Origin of the sequence: Ruegeria profundi, from assembly GCF_049800715.1 — a bacterium.
Taxonomy (GTDB): Bacteria; Pseudomonadota; Alphaproteobacteria; order Rhodobacterales; family Rhodobacteraceae; genus Ruegeria; species Ruegeria profundi_A.
On record NZ_JBNAFO010000001.1, the window covers coordinates 152,246 to 165,744 of the forward strand.

At 54.4% G+C, this 13,499-nt stretch carries 12 protein-coding genes and 1 tRNA gene; 10 read left to right on the forward strand and 3 right to left on the reverse strand.

The annotated features are described in order from the left end of the window. The first annotated feature begins 1 nt into the window (after window position 1). The 5 genes from ACP15L_RS00740 to ACP15L_RS00760 all read left to right on the forward strand — a co-directional run bounded on the left by ACP15L_RS00740 (window position 2) and on the right by ACP15L_RS00760 (window position 4,414). Window positions 2-487, forward strand: coding sequence for a YIP1 family protein (locus tag ACP15L_RS00740; RefSeq protein WP_170373691.1), 486 nt, complete (start codon window positions 2-4; stop codon window positions 485-487). Continuing rightward, complete coding sequence (locus tag ACP15L_RS00745; RefSeq protein ID WP_425082772.1) at window positions 484-1,044, forward strand: Yip1 family protein; 561 nt, start codon at window positions 484-486, stop codon at window positions 1,042-1,044. Before ACP15L_RS00740 ends, ACP15L_RS00745 begins: the two co-directional genes overlap by 4 nt. 11 nt (window positions 1,045-1,055) lie before the next feature. Next, entirely contained in the window at window positions 1,056-2,276 is a 1,221-nt protein-coding gene (locus tag ACP15L_RS00750; protein WP_425082773.1) for a cysteine desulfurase, read from the forward strand. A 66-nt stretch (window positions 2,277-2,342) separates the two neighbouring features. Beyond that, a tRNA-Arg gene (locus tag ACP15L_RS00755) sits at window positions 2,343-2,419 on the forward strand. A 393-nt stretch (window positions 2,420-2,812) separates the two neighbouring features. Further along, entirely contained in the window at window positions 2,813-4,414 is a 1,602-nt protein-coding gene (locus ACP15L_RS00760; RefSeq protein ID WP_425082774.1) for a hypothetical protein, read from the forward strand. Window positions 4,415-5,334: 920 nt separating this feature from the next. On the opposite strand, the gene ACP15L_RS00765 is transcribed toward ACP15L_RS00760, so the two are convergent. Next, window positions 5,335-5,904 carry a YcbK family protein gene (locus ACP15L_RS00765; protein WP_170373694.1) on the reverse strand — a complete coding sequence of 190 codons (570 nt, stop codon included), beginning with the start codon at window positions 5,902-5,904 and terminating at the stop codon, window positions 5,335-5,337. 356 nt (window positions 5,905-6,260) lie between these two features. On the opposite strand from ACP15L_RS00765, the gene ACP15L_RS00770 reads away from it, so the two are divergent. From ACP15L_RS00770 to ACP15L_RS00785, 4 genes are read left to right on the forward strand one after another with little or no spacing between them, the layout of a single operon-like run. Continuing rightward, the gene (locus ACP15L_RS00770) at window positions 6,261-7,865 is read left to right on the forward strand and encodes a L,D-transpeptidase family protein (protein WP_425082775.1); all 1,605 of its coding nucleotides are present in this window, start codon (window positions 6,261-6,263) and stop codon (window positions 7,863-7,865) included. Window positions 7,866-7,902: 37 nt separating this feature from the next. Next, on the forward strand, window positions 7,903-8,994 hold the full coding sequence (gene lpxD, locus ACP15L_RS00775; protein WP_425082776.1) for a UDP-3-O-(3-hydroxymyristoyl)glucosamine N-acyltransferase: 1,092 nt from the start codon (window positions 7,903-7,905) through the stop codon (window positions 8,992-8,994). Window positions 8,995-9,026: 32 nt separating this feature from the next. After that, window positions 9,027-9,284, forward strand: coding sequence for an acyl carrier protein (locus tag ACP15L_RS00780; protein ID WP_170373697.1), 258 nt, complete (start codon window positions 9,027-9,029; stop codon window positions 9,282-9,284). Window positions 9,285-9,293: 9 nt separating this feature from the next. Then, window positions 9,294-10,502 carry a beta-ketoacyl-[acyl-carrier-protein] synthase family protein gene (locus ACP15L_RS00785; protein WP_425082777.1) on the forward strand — a complete coding sequence of 403 codons (1,209 nt, stop codon included), beginning with the start codon at window positions 9,294-9,296 and terminating at the stop codon, window positions 10,500-10,502. Window positions 10,503-10,559: 57 nt separating this feature from the next. Here ACP15L_RS00785 and ACP15L_RS00790 read toward each other — a convergent pair whose 3' ends face one another. Then, entirely contained in the window at window positions 10,560-11,165 is a 606-nt protein-coding gene (locus ACP15L_RS00790; protein ID WP_425082778.1) for an invasion associated locus B family protein, read from the reverse strand. Window positions 11,166-11,612: 447 nt separating this feature from the next. Here ACP15L_RS00790 and ACP15L_RS00795 point away from each other — a divergent pair, with 447 nt between their 5' ends. Further along, window positions 11,613-13,160: a helicase HerA-like domain-containing protein gene (locus ACP15L_RS00795; RefSeq protein WP_425082779.1), complete on the forward strand. Its 1,548-nt coding sequence runs from the start codon at window positions 11,613-11,615 to the stop codon at window positions 13,158-13,160. A 32-nt stretch (window positions 13,161-13,192) separates the two neighbouring features. On the opposite strand, the gene ACP15L_RS00800 is transcribed toward ACP15L_RS00795, so the two are convergent. Continuing rightward, window positions 13,193-13,450, reverse strand: a complete 258-nt coding sequence (locus ACP15L_RS00800) for a hypothetical protein (protein WP_425082780.1) — start codon at window positions 13,448-13,450, stop codon at window positions 13,193-13,195. Window positions 13,451-13,499: the final 49 nt, after the last annotated feature.

Sequence of the window (13,499 nt, forward strand, 5' to 3'; positions counted from 1 at the left end):
TATGCCCGTCTCATCAGATATCGTCGCCACATACCGGGGGCCGGGGCGCGTTGTGCGCCGGCTTCTGGATATGGGGCCGCGCGAAGACCGAGCGCTAATCTTCGTCATGGCCTTTTGCGTGGTGGCGTTCATCGCGCAAATGCCCAGCCTAGCGCGCCGCGCGCATCTTGAGCAGGTCGAGTTGAACATGCTTCTGGGTGGAGCGCTTTTGGGCTCGGTCTTCATCCTGCCGCTGTTCTTCTACACGCTGGCCTTGGTGTCTCATTGGGCAGCGCGTCTGGTGGGCGGGCAGGGCAGTGCCTATGGTGCCAGATTGGCATTATTCTGGGCGCTCTTGTCCTCAGCACCTTTGGTATTGCTAAACGGACTGGTCGCCGGGTTCATTGGCCCCGGTCCGACTCAAACTTTGGTCGGATTGATTTGGGTTGCCGTTTTTGTCTGGTTCTGGTTATCCGGATTGCGACAAGCACAAAGGTCGGCTGAATGACTATACCCCCCCTGGGCCCGCTCGCGAGCCTGACGCTCAGAAAACCTGCCGAAGCGGCGCGACAGATTTTGGCCCTCAACCCGGGGCGAGAGGTTCTGTGGTTGGCATTCTTTCTGGCCGTTGTCCTCAATTGCATCGCGCAGATGGGCATAGACATGTCGATCGCCGCATCGGGTGGCCCGACTGTATCCCAGTCGATTCCGGTTGTGCTGATCCGGTCTGCCGGGACGATGCTGTTCAGCATCCTGGCTTTTCTCTATGTCGGGCGCTTTCTGGGCGGAACGGGGCGTTTTGAAGATCTGATGATCCTGACGATCTGGTTGCAGTTTCTTCAAATTGCAGCGCTGGTCGCGACCCTCGCGCTGAGCTTGATCGCGGTCGCTTTTATGGCCCCTCTGATCCTGGCGACGGCCATCTACAGCCTCTACATAACGCTTCATTTTCTGAATGAGGCGCACAAGTTTGGGTCTCTCGGCAAGTCCTTTGGTGTCATATTGTTGTCGGCGTTGCTGGCGGTACCTTTTGTCCTATTTCTCAACCCGTTGGGTCCTGTCTAGAAAGATCTCTCATGTATGATGTGCAGAAAATCCGGTCCGATTTCCCGATCCTGTCGCGGCAGGTGAACGGCAAACCCCTGACATATCTGGACAATGGCGCGTCGGCGCAGAAACCTCAGGTCGTGATTGATGCCGTAACGCGCGCCTACGCCGAGGAATACTCCAACGTGCATCGCGGGTTGCACTACCTCTCGAACCTCGCGACCGAGAAATATGAATCCGTGCGTGGCACGGTTGCGCGCTTTCTTGGTGTTGCGGATGAGGATGAGATTGTTCTGAACTCCGGCACGACCGAGGGGATCAATCTGGTCGCCTATGGCTGGGCCATGCCGCGACTTGAGGCCGGGGATGAGATCGTCCTCAGCGTGATGGAGCATCACGCCAACATCGTGCCTTGGCATTTACTGCGCGAGCGTCAGGGCGTGGTCCTGAAATGGGTCGATGTCGATGCAGACGGCGGGCTTGATCCGCAAGCCGTGATTGACGCAATTGGCCCCAAAACCAAGCTGGTCGCGGTCACGCAATGTTCGAACGTGTTGGGTACCGTGGTCGATGTGAAGGCAATCACGGCTGGCGCGCATGCCAAGGGTGTACCGGTTCTGGTCGATGGCAGCCAAGGTGCGGTTCACATGCCGGTTAACGTGCAGGATATCGGCTGTGATTTCTATGCCATCACCGGGCACAAGCTCTATGGCCCATCCGGTTCCGGCGCGATCTATATCAAATCCGAGCGTATGGCCGAAATGCGTCCCTTCATCGGCGGTGGTGACATGATCAAAGAGGTCAGCAAGGATCAGGTCATCTACAATGATCCGCCAATGAAGTTTGAGGCTGGCACGCCGGGCATTGTTCAGACTATCGGTCTCGGGGTGGCCCTGGACTATATGATGGATTTGGGGATGGCGAATATCGCCAACCATGAAGCGGGTCTGCGCGATTATGCCATGCAGCGTTTGAACGGTCTGAACTGGCTACAGGTTCAGGGCACACGGCCGGATAAGGCAGCGATCTTCAGCTTCACGCTGGATGGGGCGGGGCATGCGCATGATGTCTCGACGATTCTGGACAAGAAAGGCGTCGCGGTTCGCGCCGGTCACCATTGCGCCGGTCCTTTGATGGATCACCTTGGGGTGACGGCCACCTGCCGCGCCAGCTTTGGCCTCTATAACACCACGGATGAGGTCGACACCCTGATCGAAGCGCTTGAACTGGCGCATGATCTCTTTGCCTAAATCTCAGCTGAGCCGGACAGTTTTCCAGTTGCACCCGGCTCGGAACAAGGTTAGCTAACGGCCAAGGCACCTGTAGCTCAGCTGGATAGAGCGCTGCCCTCCGAAGGCAGAGGCCAGAGGTTCGAATCCTCTCAGGTGCGCCATTTCAATCACTTAAATTTAGCGAATCAGAAAATTATTCTCTTATTGCGCTCTATTGAGTTGCACATGGAAGTAGTTGCTTCAGTATTGGCCAATCGGAATAAATACTACTCCAGTGAAGCGGCTAACATGCGCGGCATACTATCGACATCAAATTCGGTCTGACCTGCAGAGAAAAAACTAGGGGAAAAACCCATTTGTCCTATTCGCGAAAACAGATAGTTCGTGTTTGCAACCATAGTGTTCAGACCGCACCAATAGACGTATTTTTCAAGAGTATTAAGATGGCGGAAAGCACATCAAGGATACGTAGTATCATCTATGACTGTCAGGTTACGATTGAACATGACAATCTTCTGAAGTCTCTCGTTGTTTTTGGGTAAGGGCCATCGACCATGACCATAGCTAAGCAAGATGCCGCTTCATCGGGGCAACTCAACGTTGTTGCGCCGGTTTGCTTGATAGTCACATTCATTTTTCAAATCGTATTCACATACGGTATATTGAAACCGTCGATTGGTTTCGACGACGCCAATATTACACAAGTGTACGCTCGTCACCTCGCTGAAGGTCATGGCTATGTTTACAATATAGGCGGAGAGCGCGTTGAAGGGTCGACTTCTATTTTGTGGACCGTCATGAACGCTGCAATGTTTCTGACTCCCTATCCAATCATGATGATAACTGTTACATCTGGTCTGCTTACAGTCGGTACAATGGCGTTCACAGGACTAATCACCCGGTCGATTGGTGGTTCTGTTGCAGCAGTAGCGACAAGCTATTTGCTTTTCAACCTTTTCCCAGGCTTCTTTTCTTGGAGTATTTGGTCGCTCATGGACATATCGCTCTGGGTTTTTGCCGTGACTGTTATTGTTTGGAGTCTAGTACGGCTCGATGATCCTAAAATCGAGTTGTTTGCGAAAGTGACGTTAGTAGTCAGCTCGTTTTGCTTGCCTTTGGTTAGACCAGAAGGAATTGCTCTAGTTCTTGGCTTACTTTTATTCTGCCTAGTTTTTCGCCGTATCAATCGCAAACCCCTATCAGTTGTTATTGGGTCAGGGCTAGCGGCTATTACTTCACTTATAGCAGTGACGCTGTGGCGGTTATCATACTTTGGCTATCCAGTTCCAAATACGTTTTACGCTAAAACTTCTTCAAACCTATCTGGTCAAATACAACAGGGTTTCGAGTACATTAGTGGTTTTGTAGGCAATCCGACAACAGTGCTACTATTTGTTTTTTCTGCGATCGGTGTGATGATAATCCAGACTCGATCGAACCAGTATTCTGCTCGTTTCTTTAGTATTTTGGTGCTCTATCTCACGATAGGTGGTTTTATTGTCTACACTATCCTCGGTGGTGATCACTTTGGATCATATCGTTTTATGATCTACCTGTACCCCCTTTCCATACCTTTGGCATCTATCGCTATAGTCAATATCTTGAAGACAAACCCCAGTTCGTTTGGGAAGGTCGTGTTTTTGTTAACTATCGTGGGTTATACAGGTATCGCCCTCAAAGTATTCAGAGAAACCAATGGTTATTTGAGAAACGAGCTGCGAATTGCTGAGATTCATCTAGATATTGGCAACGAACTTGCGGAATTGCATAACCTACCATCGCTTGCGACAATTGCGGCTGGGGGGATCAAAATGGGATATCCTGGCATGGTTTATGACGTTCTTGGACTCAATTGGACAGAAATGGCGCATTCTGCAGAGACCAGTACAGACGTTCCCAAAAACCACGGCAGTTTTAGTTCGACGATTTTTTGGAAGGCGAACCCAGAAATTGCTTTTCCAAGACCAGGGCAATGTAACGATGAGAAAAATAGCGTTCTGGATAGTTTCCAGATGAACCTAACGCGACACATCTCTCAAACGGAAAGATTCGCCAATCGCTTCGTTGCGATGTGTAATGAAAAGGTTGTTCTCTATGCTTCGCGCGAAGTCGAGCCGTTGCTTCAGCAACAGGGTTATGAGTATTATTTTGACTAAACGGAATCCCCTTATTTCGACTAGTAAAGTTCAGAATAAGGATGCCTACCGGTACACTACTAGATTTGCTAGACGCGAGGAAGCCATGGCACATCTAGCGTGGCGGGTAGCTATATGTCGCCACCCCTTCAACCAGCCGCAACTTAGAGAAAACCTCTTCCGGCTTCGGTCGCTTGCTAACCATGTGGTTCCTCCGTTTTCGCAACCATAACGGCGGACTACTTCAATGGGAAAATCTGTCAAAACGCGGCTTGGCGTGAGAACTAGGAAAACAAGTCTCAAACGTGCGTTCTAAACGCCGATCAACTAAAACAAAATTTGCTTTTCAATTGATTTTGAACGACGAATCGCGAGTCAAATTGGAAAGTCCATGAAACTTGACTATAAGAGCCAAAACATAAAATACCTAAAGCTCGGAGCCTGGCGAGTGCGAGAATAGAGAACAAAAAAAGTTGATCCTATTTTCATTCCAAACCACCTAAAATTAATATCATTTGTCGGGCATTGTTGCATTGTATTGACCATCGAAGGTTTTCTTTGATGATTATAAAACAGGTGTCGTCTAAATATTCTGCTTCGCGAAAATCGTTCAATACTCAGATATTCCACGACAGAAAAGTGAGGACTACTATCCAACTTATTTGACCTGATTGAATTGAGAGATGGTGGTTCAATATTTGGACAGCTAACACGAAGTGTGACACAGATATTTTAGCGCAGGCGTAAATATAAGAAAAAAATAGTGAATTTATTCTAGTATTGAGAAAGTGGTTCTCTCAAGTGGGTAAATTCGTATTTGATGAAGAGGGTAATACGCCAACTCGGCACGTGAGTCATTGCTCACGCACCTGACAGAACACCCCCCCGTCAGACGCAACTGAAATGGGGGTTAAAGCAATTGCACAAGAAAGGACGCCAGTTCAGCCGCGCCAACTGCGAACGACGCCGCAATCCATGTGAACGAAGTTCGAACGGTAGTATTGTCCAACACCGCCTGCACGACAGGACATGGCCGCTTTGGCCATCTGCGAAACCGAACGGGATGCGAGGCGCAGGTCAGCCGCTTGTCCCTGCATATGGAGCGAGTTCCGCGCCACCCGGCGCGATTTGGACCGCAACATGGCGTTGGTTTGTGGCGAGCGATACCCCGACAGGAGCATATAAGGCTCATCAGCGTCCAAAAGGTTGTGCGACGCCGCCATGATGTCGATTGTACGCAGATCCATCGCTTTCGACTGATCGGTGCGCCAGTCGCGCATGAAGTGGTTCACTTCTTTAACGGCGTCTTTGATGTATTTGCCGTCAACCCAGTAAACCATATCAATCCGCTCACCCGTGCGACCGGAATACATGCGGATGCGGCGAATATCGCCACCACCACGAAGAAAACCTGCCGCGTTGGAATAGGTCGGTGCTGCCGCCACGGCCGTTGCCGCGAATGCGCCCAGAAGGGCACGACGGGTAATACCCGAAGTACTGCTCTTGGTCATTTTTGTTTCGTCCCGTACTGTTCCTGCCTGCGCACGATGTTACGCGCGCTGTATTAATATTTTCCCATCCCAGATGGCGAATGTATGGCACAGTTGGAATCGTCGGCCAAGAAGTCTTTGGAATGCACCTTTGTTAGGGGGAATTTTCGGCAGTTTTTTGCGCAGGTGATGCAAATGAGTCATTTTATTGAGCAACTGAGTGTTTTCGGCATCGGGTAGATGCAAACGCGCATCAGGGTGCTAGAGAAGAAAAAAGGTAAGGTATTTGTGAATAGACAAGCCCAATGGCTGAAAACCATATATAAATAAAGCTCCGACAGACATCGCATAAGTTATTGAAGAACCAAGGCCATCCCATGCTCTCAGTGTTACGGACCACTACCAGTTTTGTTTTCACCGCCTGTTTTCTGGCGACGGCATCCATCGCGAACGCGTCATCAGGCGAGGGTTCGAACACGGCGTTCCGGATGGCGGTTGCCGAGAATACCTCGCCCTCTGATCAGATTGCCGAATTTTACCGCAGCAACGGCTTTGTCCCTCTTTGGGTCGGCGATACGCCAGAACACGCCAAACGCCGTGCGGCGTTGATCAAAGCACTGTCAGAGACCGAGCGCCACGGATTGCCCGCTGCATTTGATGTGCAGGCCCTGGTCGATCAGATGGCTGACGCACGTTCGGTTCGCGATTTGGGCACGGTCGAGGCTCAGTTGACGCGTATCTTTTTGTCCTATGCAGATGACATCTATTCCGGTGCCCTGCGGCCCGCCAGTATTGACGATGGCCTTGTCCGCGAGGTCGAACGCCGCGATGCAAACCAGCATCTTGAGGCGCTGAACACCCAGGGTGCGGCGTATTTTGAAACTCTGATCCCGCAGACCGCCCAATATCGCGCTTTGATGAAGCAAAAGATCGCGTTGGAGAACCTTATCCTCCAGGGCGGGTGGGGGCCGACCGTTCCAGTCGCCAAACTGGAATACGGCGATACCGGTCCGAATGTAGTCAAACTGCGCAACCGGCTAGTTGCGATGGGTTACCTTAAGCCCACGGCCAGCCCGGAGTTTGATGACGCGCTGCTTGGGGCTGTTCAGGCGTTCCAAAAAGCACATGGACTGGAATCAGACGGTGTTGCCGGACAAGGTACCATCACCGAGCTGAACCGACCGGCATCGGACCGGTTGAAAGCCGTCTATGTTGCCTTGGAGCGGGAACGCTGGCTGCCGCGCGATCGGGGCGAGCGGCATATTTTGGTCAATCAGGCCGACTTCTCGGCAAAGATCGTGGATGACGGGCTGGTCACGTTCGAGACCCGCGCCGTGATCGGCAAAAACGTACATGATCGCCGCAGCCCGGAATTCTCGGATGAGATGGAGCATATGGTGATCAATCCCAGCTGGTATGTGCCACGCTCGATCATCACCAAGGAATACCTGCCGAAACTGAAATCGAACCCGAACGCGGTGGGCCATATCCAGATCACGGATCGCAGTGGTCGTCAGGTCAATCGAGGGGCCGTCGACTTCACCCAGTTTACCGCACGCAACTTCCCGTTCGCAATGCGTCAGCCGCCCAGCAAAAGCAATGCGCTTGGGCTGGTGAAGTTCATGTTCCCCAACAAGTACAACATCTATCTGCATGATACGCCTCAGAAATCTCTGTTTGCACGTGAGGTTCGGGCGTTCTCCCACGGGTGCATCCGCCTGGCGCAACCTTTCGAGTTCGCCTATGCGCTGCTGGCCAAGCAGGAGGAAGACCCCAAAGCGTTCTTCCACAGTGTGTTGAATACCGGCAAAGAAACGACGGTGAAGTTGGACAAGAAAGTGCCCGTCCACCTGATCTATCGCACCGCCTATATCGGCCCGAAGGGTGAGGTTCAGTATCGCCGTGACGTCTATAACCGCGATGCCAAAATTTGGGACGCGCTGCAAAAGGCAGGGGTGGCCCTGCCGGACGTTCAGGGGTAAGCACTCAGGGTAAATCCTGCCCAAGAGGACGCCCGCTATGCAGTTCACCATCCAACAGATCGCCGACAGCCTTGGGGCCGAATGTCAGGGTGAAACAGACCTGACAATTCTGCGCGCCGCTGAACCGGGTGATGCCGGACCAACCGATCTGGCGATGGCAATGTCCCCAAAATACGCCGAAACGCTTTCGGGCGGTGAGGCCCGCGCGGCAATGCTGTGGGAAGGCGCGGATTGGCAAGCAATGGGCCTGCGCGCTGCGATCTTTGTTACGCGCCCCCGAATGGCGATGGCTGGTATCACGACAATGCTGGACCGGGGGCAGGGTGTTGAGCCGGGAGTTCACCCCTCGGCTGTGATCGACCCGACGGCCGAAATTGCTGAGGGTGTTTCGATCGGTCCGCTAGCCGTTATCGGCGCGCGGGCGAAGATTGGCGCGGGGTCGGTGATCGGTCCGCACTGTACAATCGGAATGGACGTGGTGTTGGGTGAGCAATCCCATCTCCGCGAAATGGTCAGCATCGGTGCGCGTGCGCAAATCGGAGACCGCTTCATCGCCCAACCCGGCGCGCGTATTGGTTCCGACGGGTTCAGCTTTGTTACTCCTGAGATTTCAGGTGTTGAAAACGCGCGCAAGACGTTGGGCGACCAGGGCGATGCGAAAGCGCAAAGCTGGCTGCGCATCCATTCTCTTGGCGCAGTGGAAATCGGGGACGATGTCGAGGTCGGCTCTAACTGTACGATCGACAATGGTACGATCCGAAACACGCGAATTGGCGATGGTTCGAAGCTCGATAACCTTGTGCATGTGGGTCACAACACGCGCATCGGGCGCGATTGTCTGCTGTGCGGTCAAAGTGGATTGTCTGGCTCAGTCGATGTGGGAAACAACGTGGTTCTTGGCGGTCAAACCGGCGTGGCTGACAATATCTTCATTGGCGACGGCGTGATCGCGGGGGGCGCAACCAAGATCCTGTCTAACGTGCCAGCTGGCCGTGTGATCATGGGCTATCCGAGCGTCAAGATGGAAACCCATACTGAGATCTATAAGGCACAACGCCGCTTGCCGCGCATGGCTCGCGACGTCGAGGCATTGAAAAAGGCTGTTTTCAAACAGTCTCCGAGCGATTAAATCATCCTCAGATTGATAGCCAGGGGATCAACATGAGCATCAGCGACCGCGTCATCGCAATCATTGCAGAGCAGGCCGTTCTGGAGCCATCGGATGTCACACCCGACAGCACACTTGCGGATTTGGGCATCGACAGCCTGGGTTTGGTCGAAAGCATCTTTGCCATCGAGGAAGAGTTCGACATCTCGGTTCCCTTTAACGCCAATGAGCCCGAGGCCAACGATTTCGACATCTCGAACGTGGCCGCGATCATTGCCGGCATCGAACAGCTTGTGTCGGAAAAGGTCTGACCCGAAACAATGAAACGGGTTGTCATTACCGGGGCGGGCACCATCAACTCGCTGGGTCATTCGGTCCCCGACACGCTCGAGGCCATGCGCGAAGGGCGTTGCGGTATCTCGGATCTTGAATTCCGTGATGTTGACCGTCTAGCGATCAAGATCGGCGGTCAGGTGCGGGGGTTCGAGGCCGAAGGGCGCTTTAACCGCCAGCAGATGTCTCTCTATGATCGGTTCACGCAGTTCACTCTGACAGCCGCGAAGGAAGCGATCGACCAGTCGGGCATTCAGTTCCACGGCGAGCTCGCGGCACGATCCGGCGTGGTTCTGGGCACGGCGGGCGGAGGTGTCTCGACCTGGGATGACAATTACCGCTCGGTCTATGAGGACGGTAAGAACCGGGTACATCCCTTTGTGGTGCCCAAGCTGATGAACAACGCGGCTGCCAGCCATGTCTCAATGGAGCATAACCTGAAAGGCCCCAGTTTTACCGTTTCGACGGCCTGCGCGTCGTCGAACCATGCAATGGCGCAGGCGTTTCAGATGGTGCGCAGCGGTGCCGCTCCTGCCATGATCACCGGTGGATCGGAATCCATGCTGTGTTTCGGCGGTGTAAAGGCCTGGGAAGGTCTGCGCGTGATGTCCAAGGACGCCTGCCGCCCCTTCAGCGCCAACCGCAACGGGATGGTGCAGGGCGAAGGTGCCGGTGTCTTTGTGTTCGAAGAATACGAACATGCCTGCGCCCGCGGCGCAGATATCCTGTGCGAGGTTGTGGGATTCGCCATGTCCTCGGACGCGTCGGATATCGTGATGCCCAGTAAGCAGGGGGCAGCACGAGCGATGGCGGGCGCGTTGGCGGATGCCAAGCTGAACGCCAGCGATGTATGCTATATCAACGCGCACGGCACTGGCACTGCGGCGAATGACAAAACGGAATGTGCCGCCGTGGCGGATGTGTTTGGACCGCATGCGGATGATCTGATGATCTCATCGACCAAATCCATGCACGGCCACCTGATCGGAGGCACCGGAGCGGTGGAGCTTTTGGCCTGTATCATGGCGCTGCGGGACGGAGTCATCGCGCCCACCATAGGTTATGAAGAACCCGACCCGGAATGCGCGCTGGACGTTGTGCCAAATGTCGCGCGGGAGGCCAAGGTCGACGTAGCGCTCAGCAATGCGTTTGCGTTTGGTGGGTTGAATGCGGTCTTGGCGCTCAAAAGCATCTGAGCTGCAAAGAAAACCGCCGCTACAAAGCTGCGGCGGCGATCTCAATTATTGAAAGTCTTAGTTGACGTTAACGCTCAACCCGTCAAAACCCGAGGTGAAGCCCGACAGGGACATGTCCATCGTCAAAACCTGATCGGGGAAGCGCGCTGGAACCAGCGAAAAGGTCGCTTTGCTGCCCGCTTTCATCGCATCAATGTCACCCTGGCTTAGGCCCAGCTGCGCGACACAGCCAACGGGCAGACAGTGGTGGTAGTTGTAGAGCTTGCGCGGTGCGCCGTCGATCGACAAGGCCAGTTGCGCCTGCAGCAGAGTCTCCAACGGTACGATCACATTGGCCCATGCAACAGCCGCTCCACCTTCGGGCAGCTTGCCGATGGACACTTCTGCAATCGGATCACCCTGAGCGCCGTTCAGAACCTGCACGATCGCACATGGATCTTCGCCTTCCGGTGCCTTGATGCAGGAGACATCCCAATCGCCGGATTCTTCTTTGACAAATTGCTCACCTACACGAGGACCGGATTGGCCCAAATCGAGGCCCGCGCCTGCATCGGCCCCTGTTCCTTCATTGGTCGCGCCTTCGGAGGTCGTTTCCTGCGCGCTAACCGCTCCGCACATCAGAACGGCTGCCAGAGTATTAAACGAGAGGAGTTTCTTGAACATGAATGCCTCGGTTTGCTGTTTGTTTTGCCTCATCTAGCATCCTTCGCTGCGGCTGTCAGTCGTTAACCGAATGACTGAAATTAATGTGACCGTTTTCTTGGGCCAAACCCCGCTCAAGAACCAATACAGGCAAAAGAAAAGAGGGCTGGTGGAGCAGCCCTCTTCCCAAAATTTTTCTCCCCGTCGGACTGGCCGACTTAGTTATGCGCAGACGTTACGAAAGGGGGGAGCAGGGGTCAACCGCTAACAGAAAAATTTAATGCACTAATCAGCACAGTTTTAATCGCCCACTTCCGTGAAAAAAGCCGTGCCCGAAGGCACGGCCAGTCGACAGGGAGGAAGTGTCCCCTTGGCAACCCGGGGCCACAAAGGGAACGAATAGACTATGGCAGCCAAAGGTTAAGTTTGTATGCTGGATGCGGATCAGTGAAAAAAGGCTGCAATTACATGGGTAAAGAGATTTTTCTCGGCGGTGCGGGAGAGGGATACGGAACGCCGCAAGGTTTGACGCTGAAATATGCGAACCGCCACGGGCTGATCGCAGGGGCCACGGGGACGGGCAAGACGGTCACTCTGCAAATCCTGGCCGAGGGTTTTTCGCAAGCGGGCGTGCCGGTTTTCCTGTCGGACGTCAAAGGCGACTTGTCTGGTCTGGCCCTGGCAGGCAGCGAAACCCATAAGTTGCATCAGGCGTTTACCGAGCGAGCCGAACGGATCGGCTTTACTGATTTTTCCTACGCCGCATGTCCAGTCACGTTCTGGGACCTGTTCGGTGAACAGGGGCATCCGGTTCGAACCACTGTCACTGAAATGGGCCCTCTGCTGCTGTCGCGCCTAATGGAGCTGAGTGAGGCGCAGGAGGGGATTCTCAACATCGCGTTCCGAGTCGCTGATGAAGAAGGGATGCCGCTGCTGGATCTCAAGGATCTGCAGGCGCTTCTGGTGTGGATCGGTGAGAACAGGGCGAAGCTGTCGCTGCGCTACGGCAATGTCTCAACGGCCTCCATCGGAGCCATTCAACGCCGCCTTTTGGTATTGGAAAACCAAGGCGGCACCAAGCTGTTCGGAGAACCCGCGCTGGATCTGGCCGATCTGATGCGAGTGGATGGAAACGGGCAGGGGATGGTGAACATACTGGCCTCGGACAAGCTGATGGGCGCCCCCCGGCTTTATGCCACGTTCCTGTTGTGGCTGCTGAGCGAACTGTTCGAGGAACTGCCCGAGGTCGGAGATCCGGAAAAGCCCAAGCTGGTCTTCTTTTTCGACGAAGCGCACCTTCTGTTTGATGATGCGCCCAAGATTCTCGTCGACAAGGTCGAGCAGGTCGCGCGCCTGATCCGTTCCAAAGGGGTTGGAGTTTACTTCATTACGCAGAACCCCGCCGATATTCCCGAAGACATTTTGGGACAGTTGGGCAACCGGGTACAACACGCGCTGCGCGCCTTCACCGCACGTGACCGCAAGAATCTGCGTATGGCGTCGGAAACCTATCGCGAGAATCCCGCCTTCGATACCGAGGCCGCAATCCGAGAGGTGGGCGTTGGTGAGGCCGTAACCTCAATGCTGCAGAAGAAAGGCGTGCCGGGGATTGTCGAGCGGACGTTGATTCGCCCTCCCGGGTCGCAGCTTGGGCCGATTTCGGGATCTGAGCGCCTGGGTATCCTGCAAGCCTCACCCATGGCGACCAAATATGACACGCCGGTCGATCGCAAATCGGCCTTTGAGATCTTGCAAGCCCGCGCTGACGCTGCCGCCCAAGAGGCCGAGGCCGCGGAGGCGGAAGAGATCATCGAACAACAATCCCCGATGGAGCGCGAATACAGCTCGGCGCGCCGGTATTCAGGTAGCCGGGTTGGGCGTTCAACGTCTCGGGTCGTGCGGAAGAAAGACACTTTTGCAACGGCGATGAGTGAGGCCGTCATCAAAGAGCTGAAGGGAACAACCGGCCGCCGCATTGTGCGGGGAATTCTGGGCGGGTTGTTCCGAAATCGCTGATCGGAGGCGCCCAGCACAGGGCGCCAACCGGCTTACTTCAGGCGGCGCTGGCCTTCCTGACGGCAATAGGCATCAGCCTGTTTCACCGACATCTTGGTGGCCGGGAAATCTATCGCACGGTCCCAGGTCACACGATCATGACGGTAGAGCTGACAGGTCACGACGCCCTGCGGAGTGTTGACCTGAACAGGAGTGGTCTCAAGATCTTCGGGCGAAGGAATACAGGCCGTCAGCGCGGCCAGAACCGGCAACATGACAACGGCTTTGGTGATCAATGTTTTCTTGGTCAAGTCTGATACTCTCATAGTGCGAATGATCGCAAAGATCGGTCGGGTTTCT

What these genes read in the sequence shown, in the direction of transcription:
- ACP15L_RS00740 (WP_170373691.1), top strand. Translation starts at nt 2, where the DNA reads ATGCCCGTCTCATCAGATATCGTCGCCACATACCGGGGGCCGGGGCGC.
- ACP15L_RS00745 (WP_425082772.1), top strand. Translation starts at nt 484, where the DNA reads ATGACTATACCCCCCCTGGGCCCGCTCGCGAGCCTGACGCTCAGAAAA.
- ACP15L_RS00750 (WP_425082773.1), top strand. Translation starts at nt 1,056, where the DNA reads ATGTATGATGTGCAGAAAATCCGGTCCGATTTCCCGATCCTGTCGCGG.
- ACP15L_RS00760 (WP_425082774.1), top strand. Translation starts at nt 2,813, where the DNA reads ATGACCATAGCTAAGCAAGATGCCGCTTCATCGGGGCAACTCAACGTT.
- ACP15L_RS00765 (WP_170373694.1), bottom strand. Translation starts at nt 5,904, where the DNA reads ATGACCAAGAGCAGTACTTCGGGTATTACCCGTCGTGCCCTTCTGGGC.
- ACP15L_RS00770 (WP_425082775.1), top strand. Translation starts at nt 6,261, where the DNA reads ATGCTCTCAGTGTTACGGACCACTACCAGTTTTGTTTTCACCGCCTGT.
- lpxD (WP_425082776.1), top strand. Translation starts at nt 7,903, where the DNA reads ATGCAGTTCACCATCCAACAGATCGCCGACAGCCTTGGGGCCGAATGT.
- ACP15L_RS00780 (WP_170373697.1), top strand. Translation starts at nt 9,027, where the DNA reads ATGAGCATCAGCGACCGCGTCATCGCAATCATTGCAGAGCAGGCCGTT.
- ACP15L_RS00785 (WP_425082777.1), top strand. Translation starts at nt 9,294, where the DNA reads ATGAAACGGGTTGTCATTACCGGGGCGGGCACCATCAACTCGCTGGGT.
- ACP15L_RS00790 (WP_425082778.1), bottom strand. Translation starts at nt 11,165, where the DNA reads ATGTTCAAGAAACTCCTCTCGTTTAATACTCTGGCAGCCGTTCTGATG.
- ACP15L_RS00795 (WP_425082779.1), top strand. Translation starts at nt 11,613, where the DNA reads ATGGGTAAAGAGATTTTTCTCGGCGGTGCGGGAGAGGGATACGGAACG.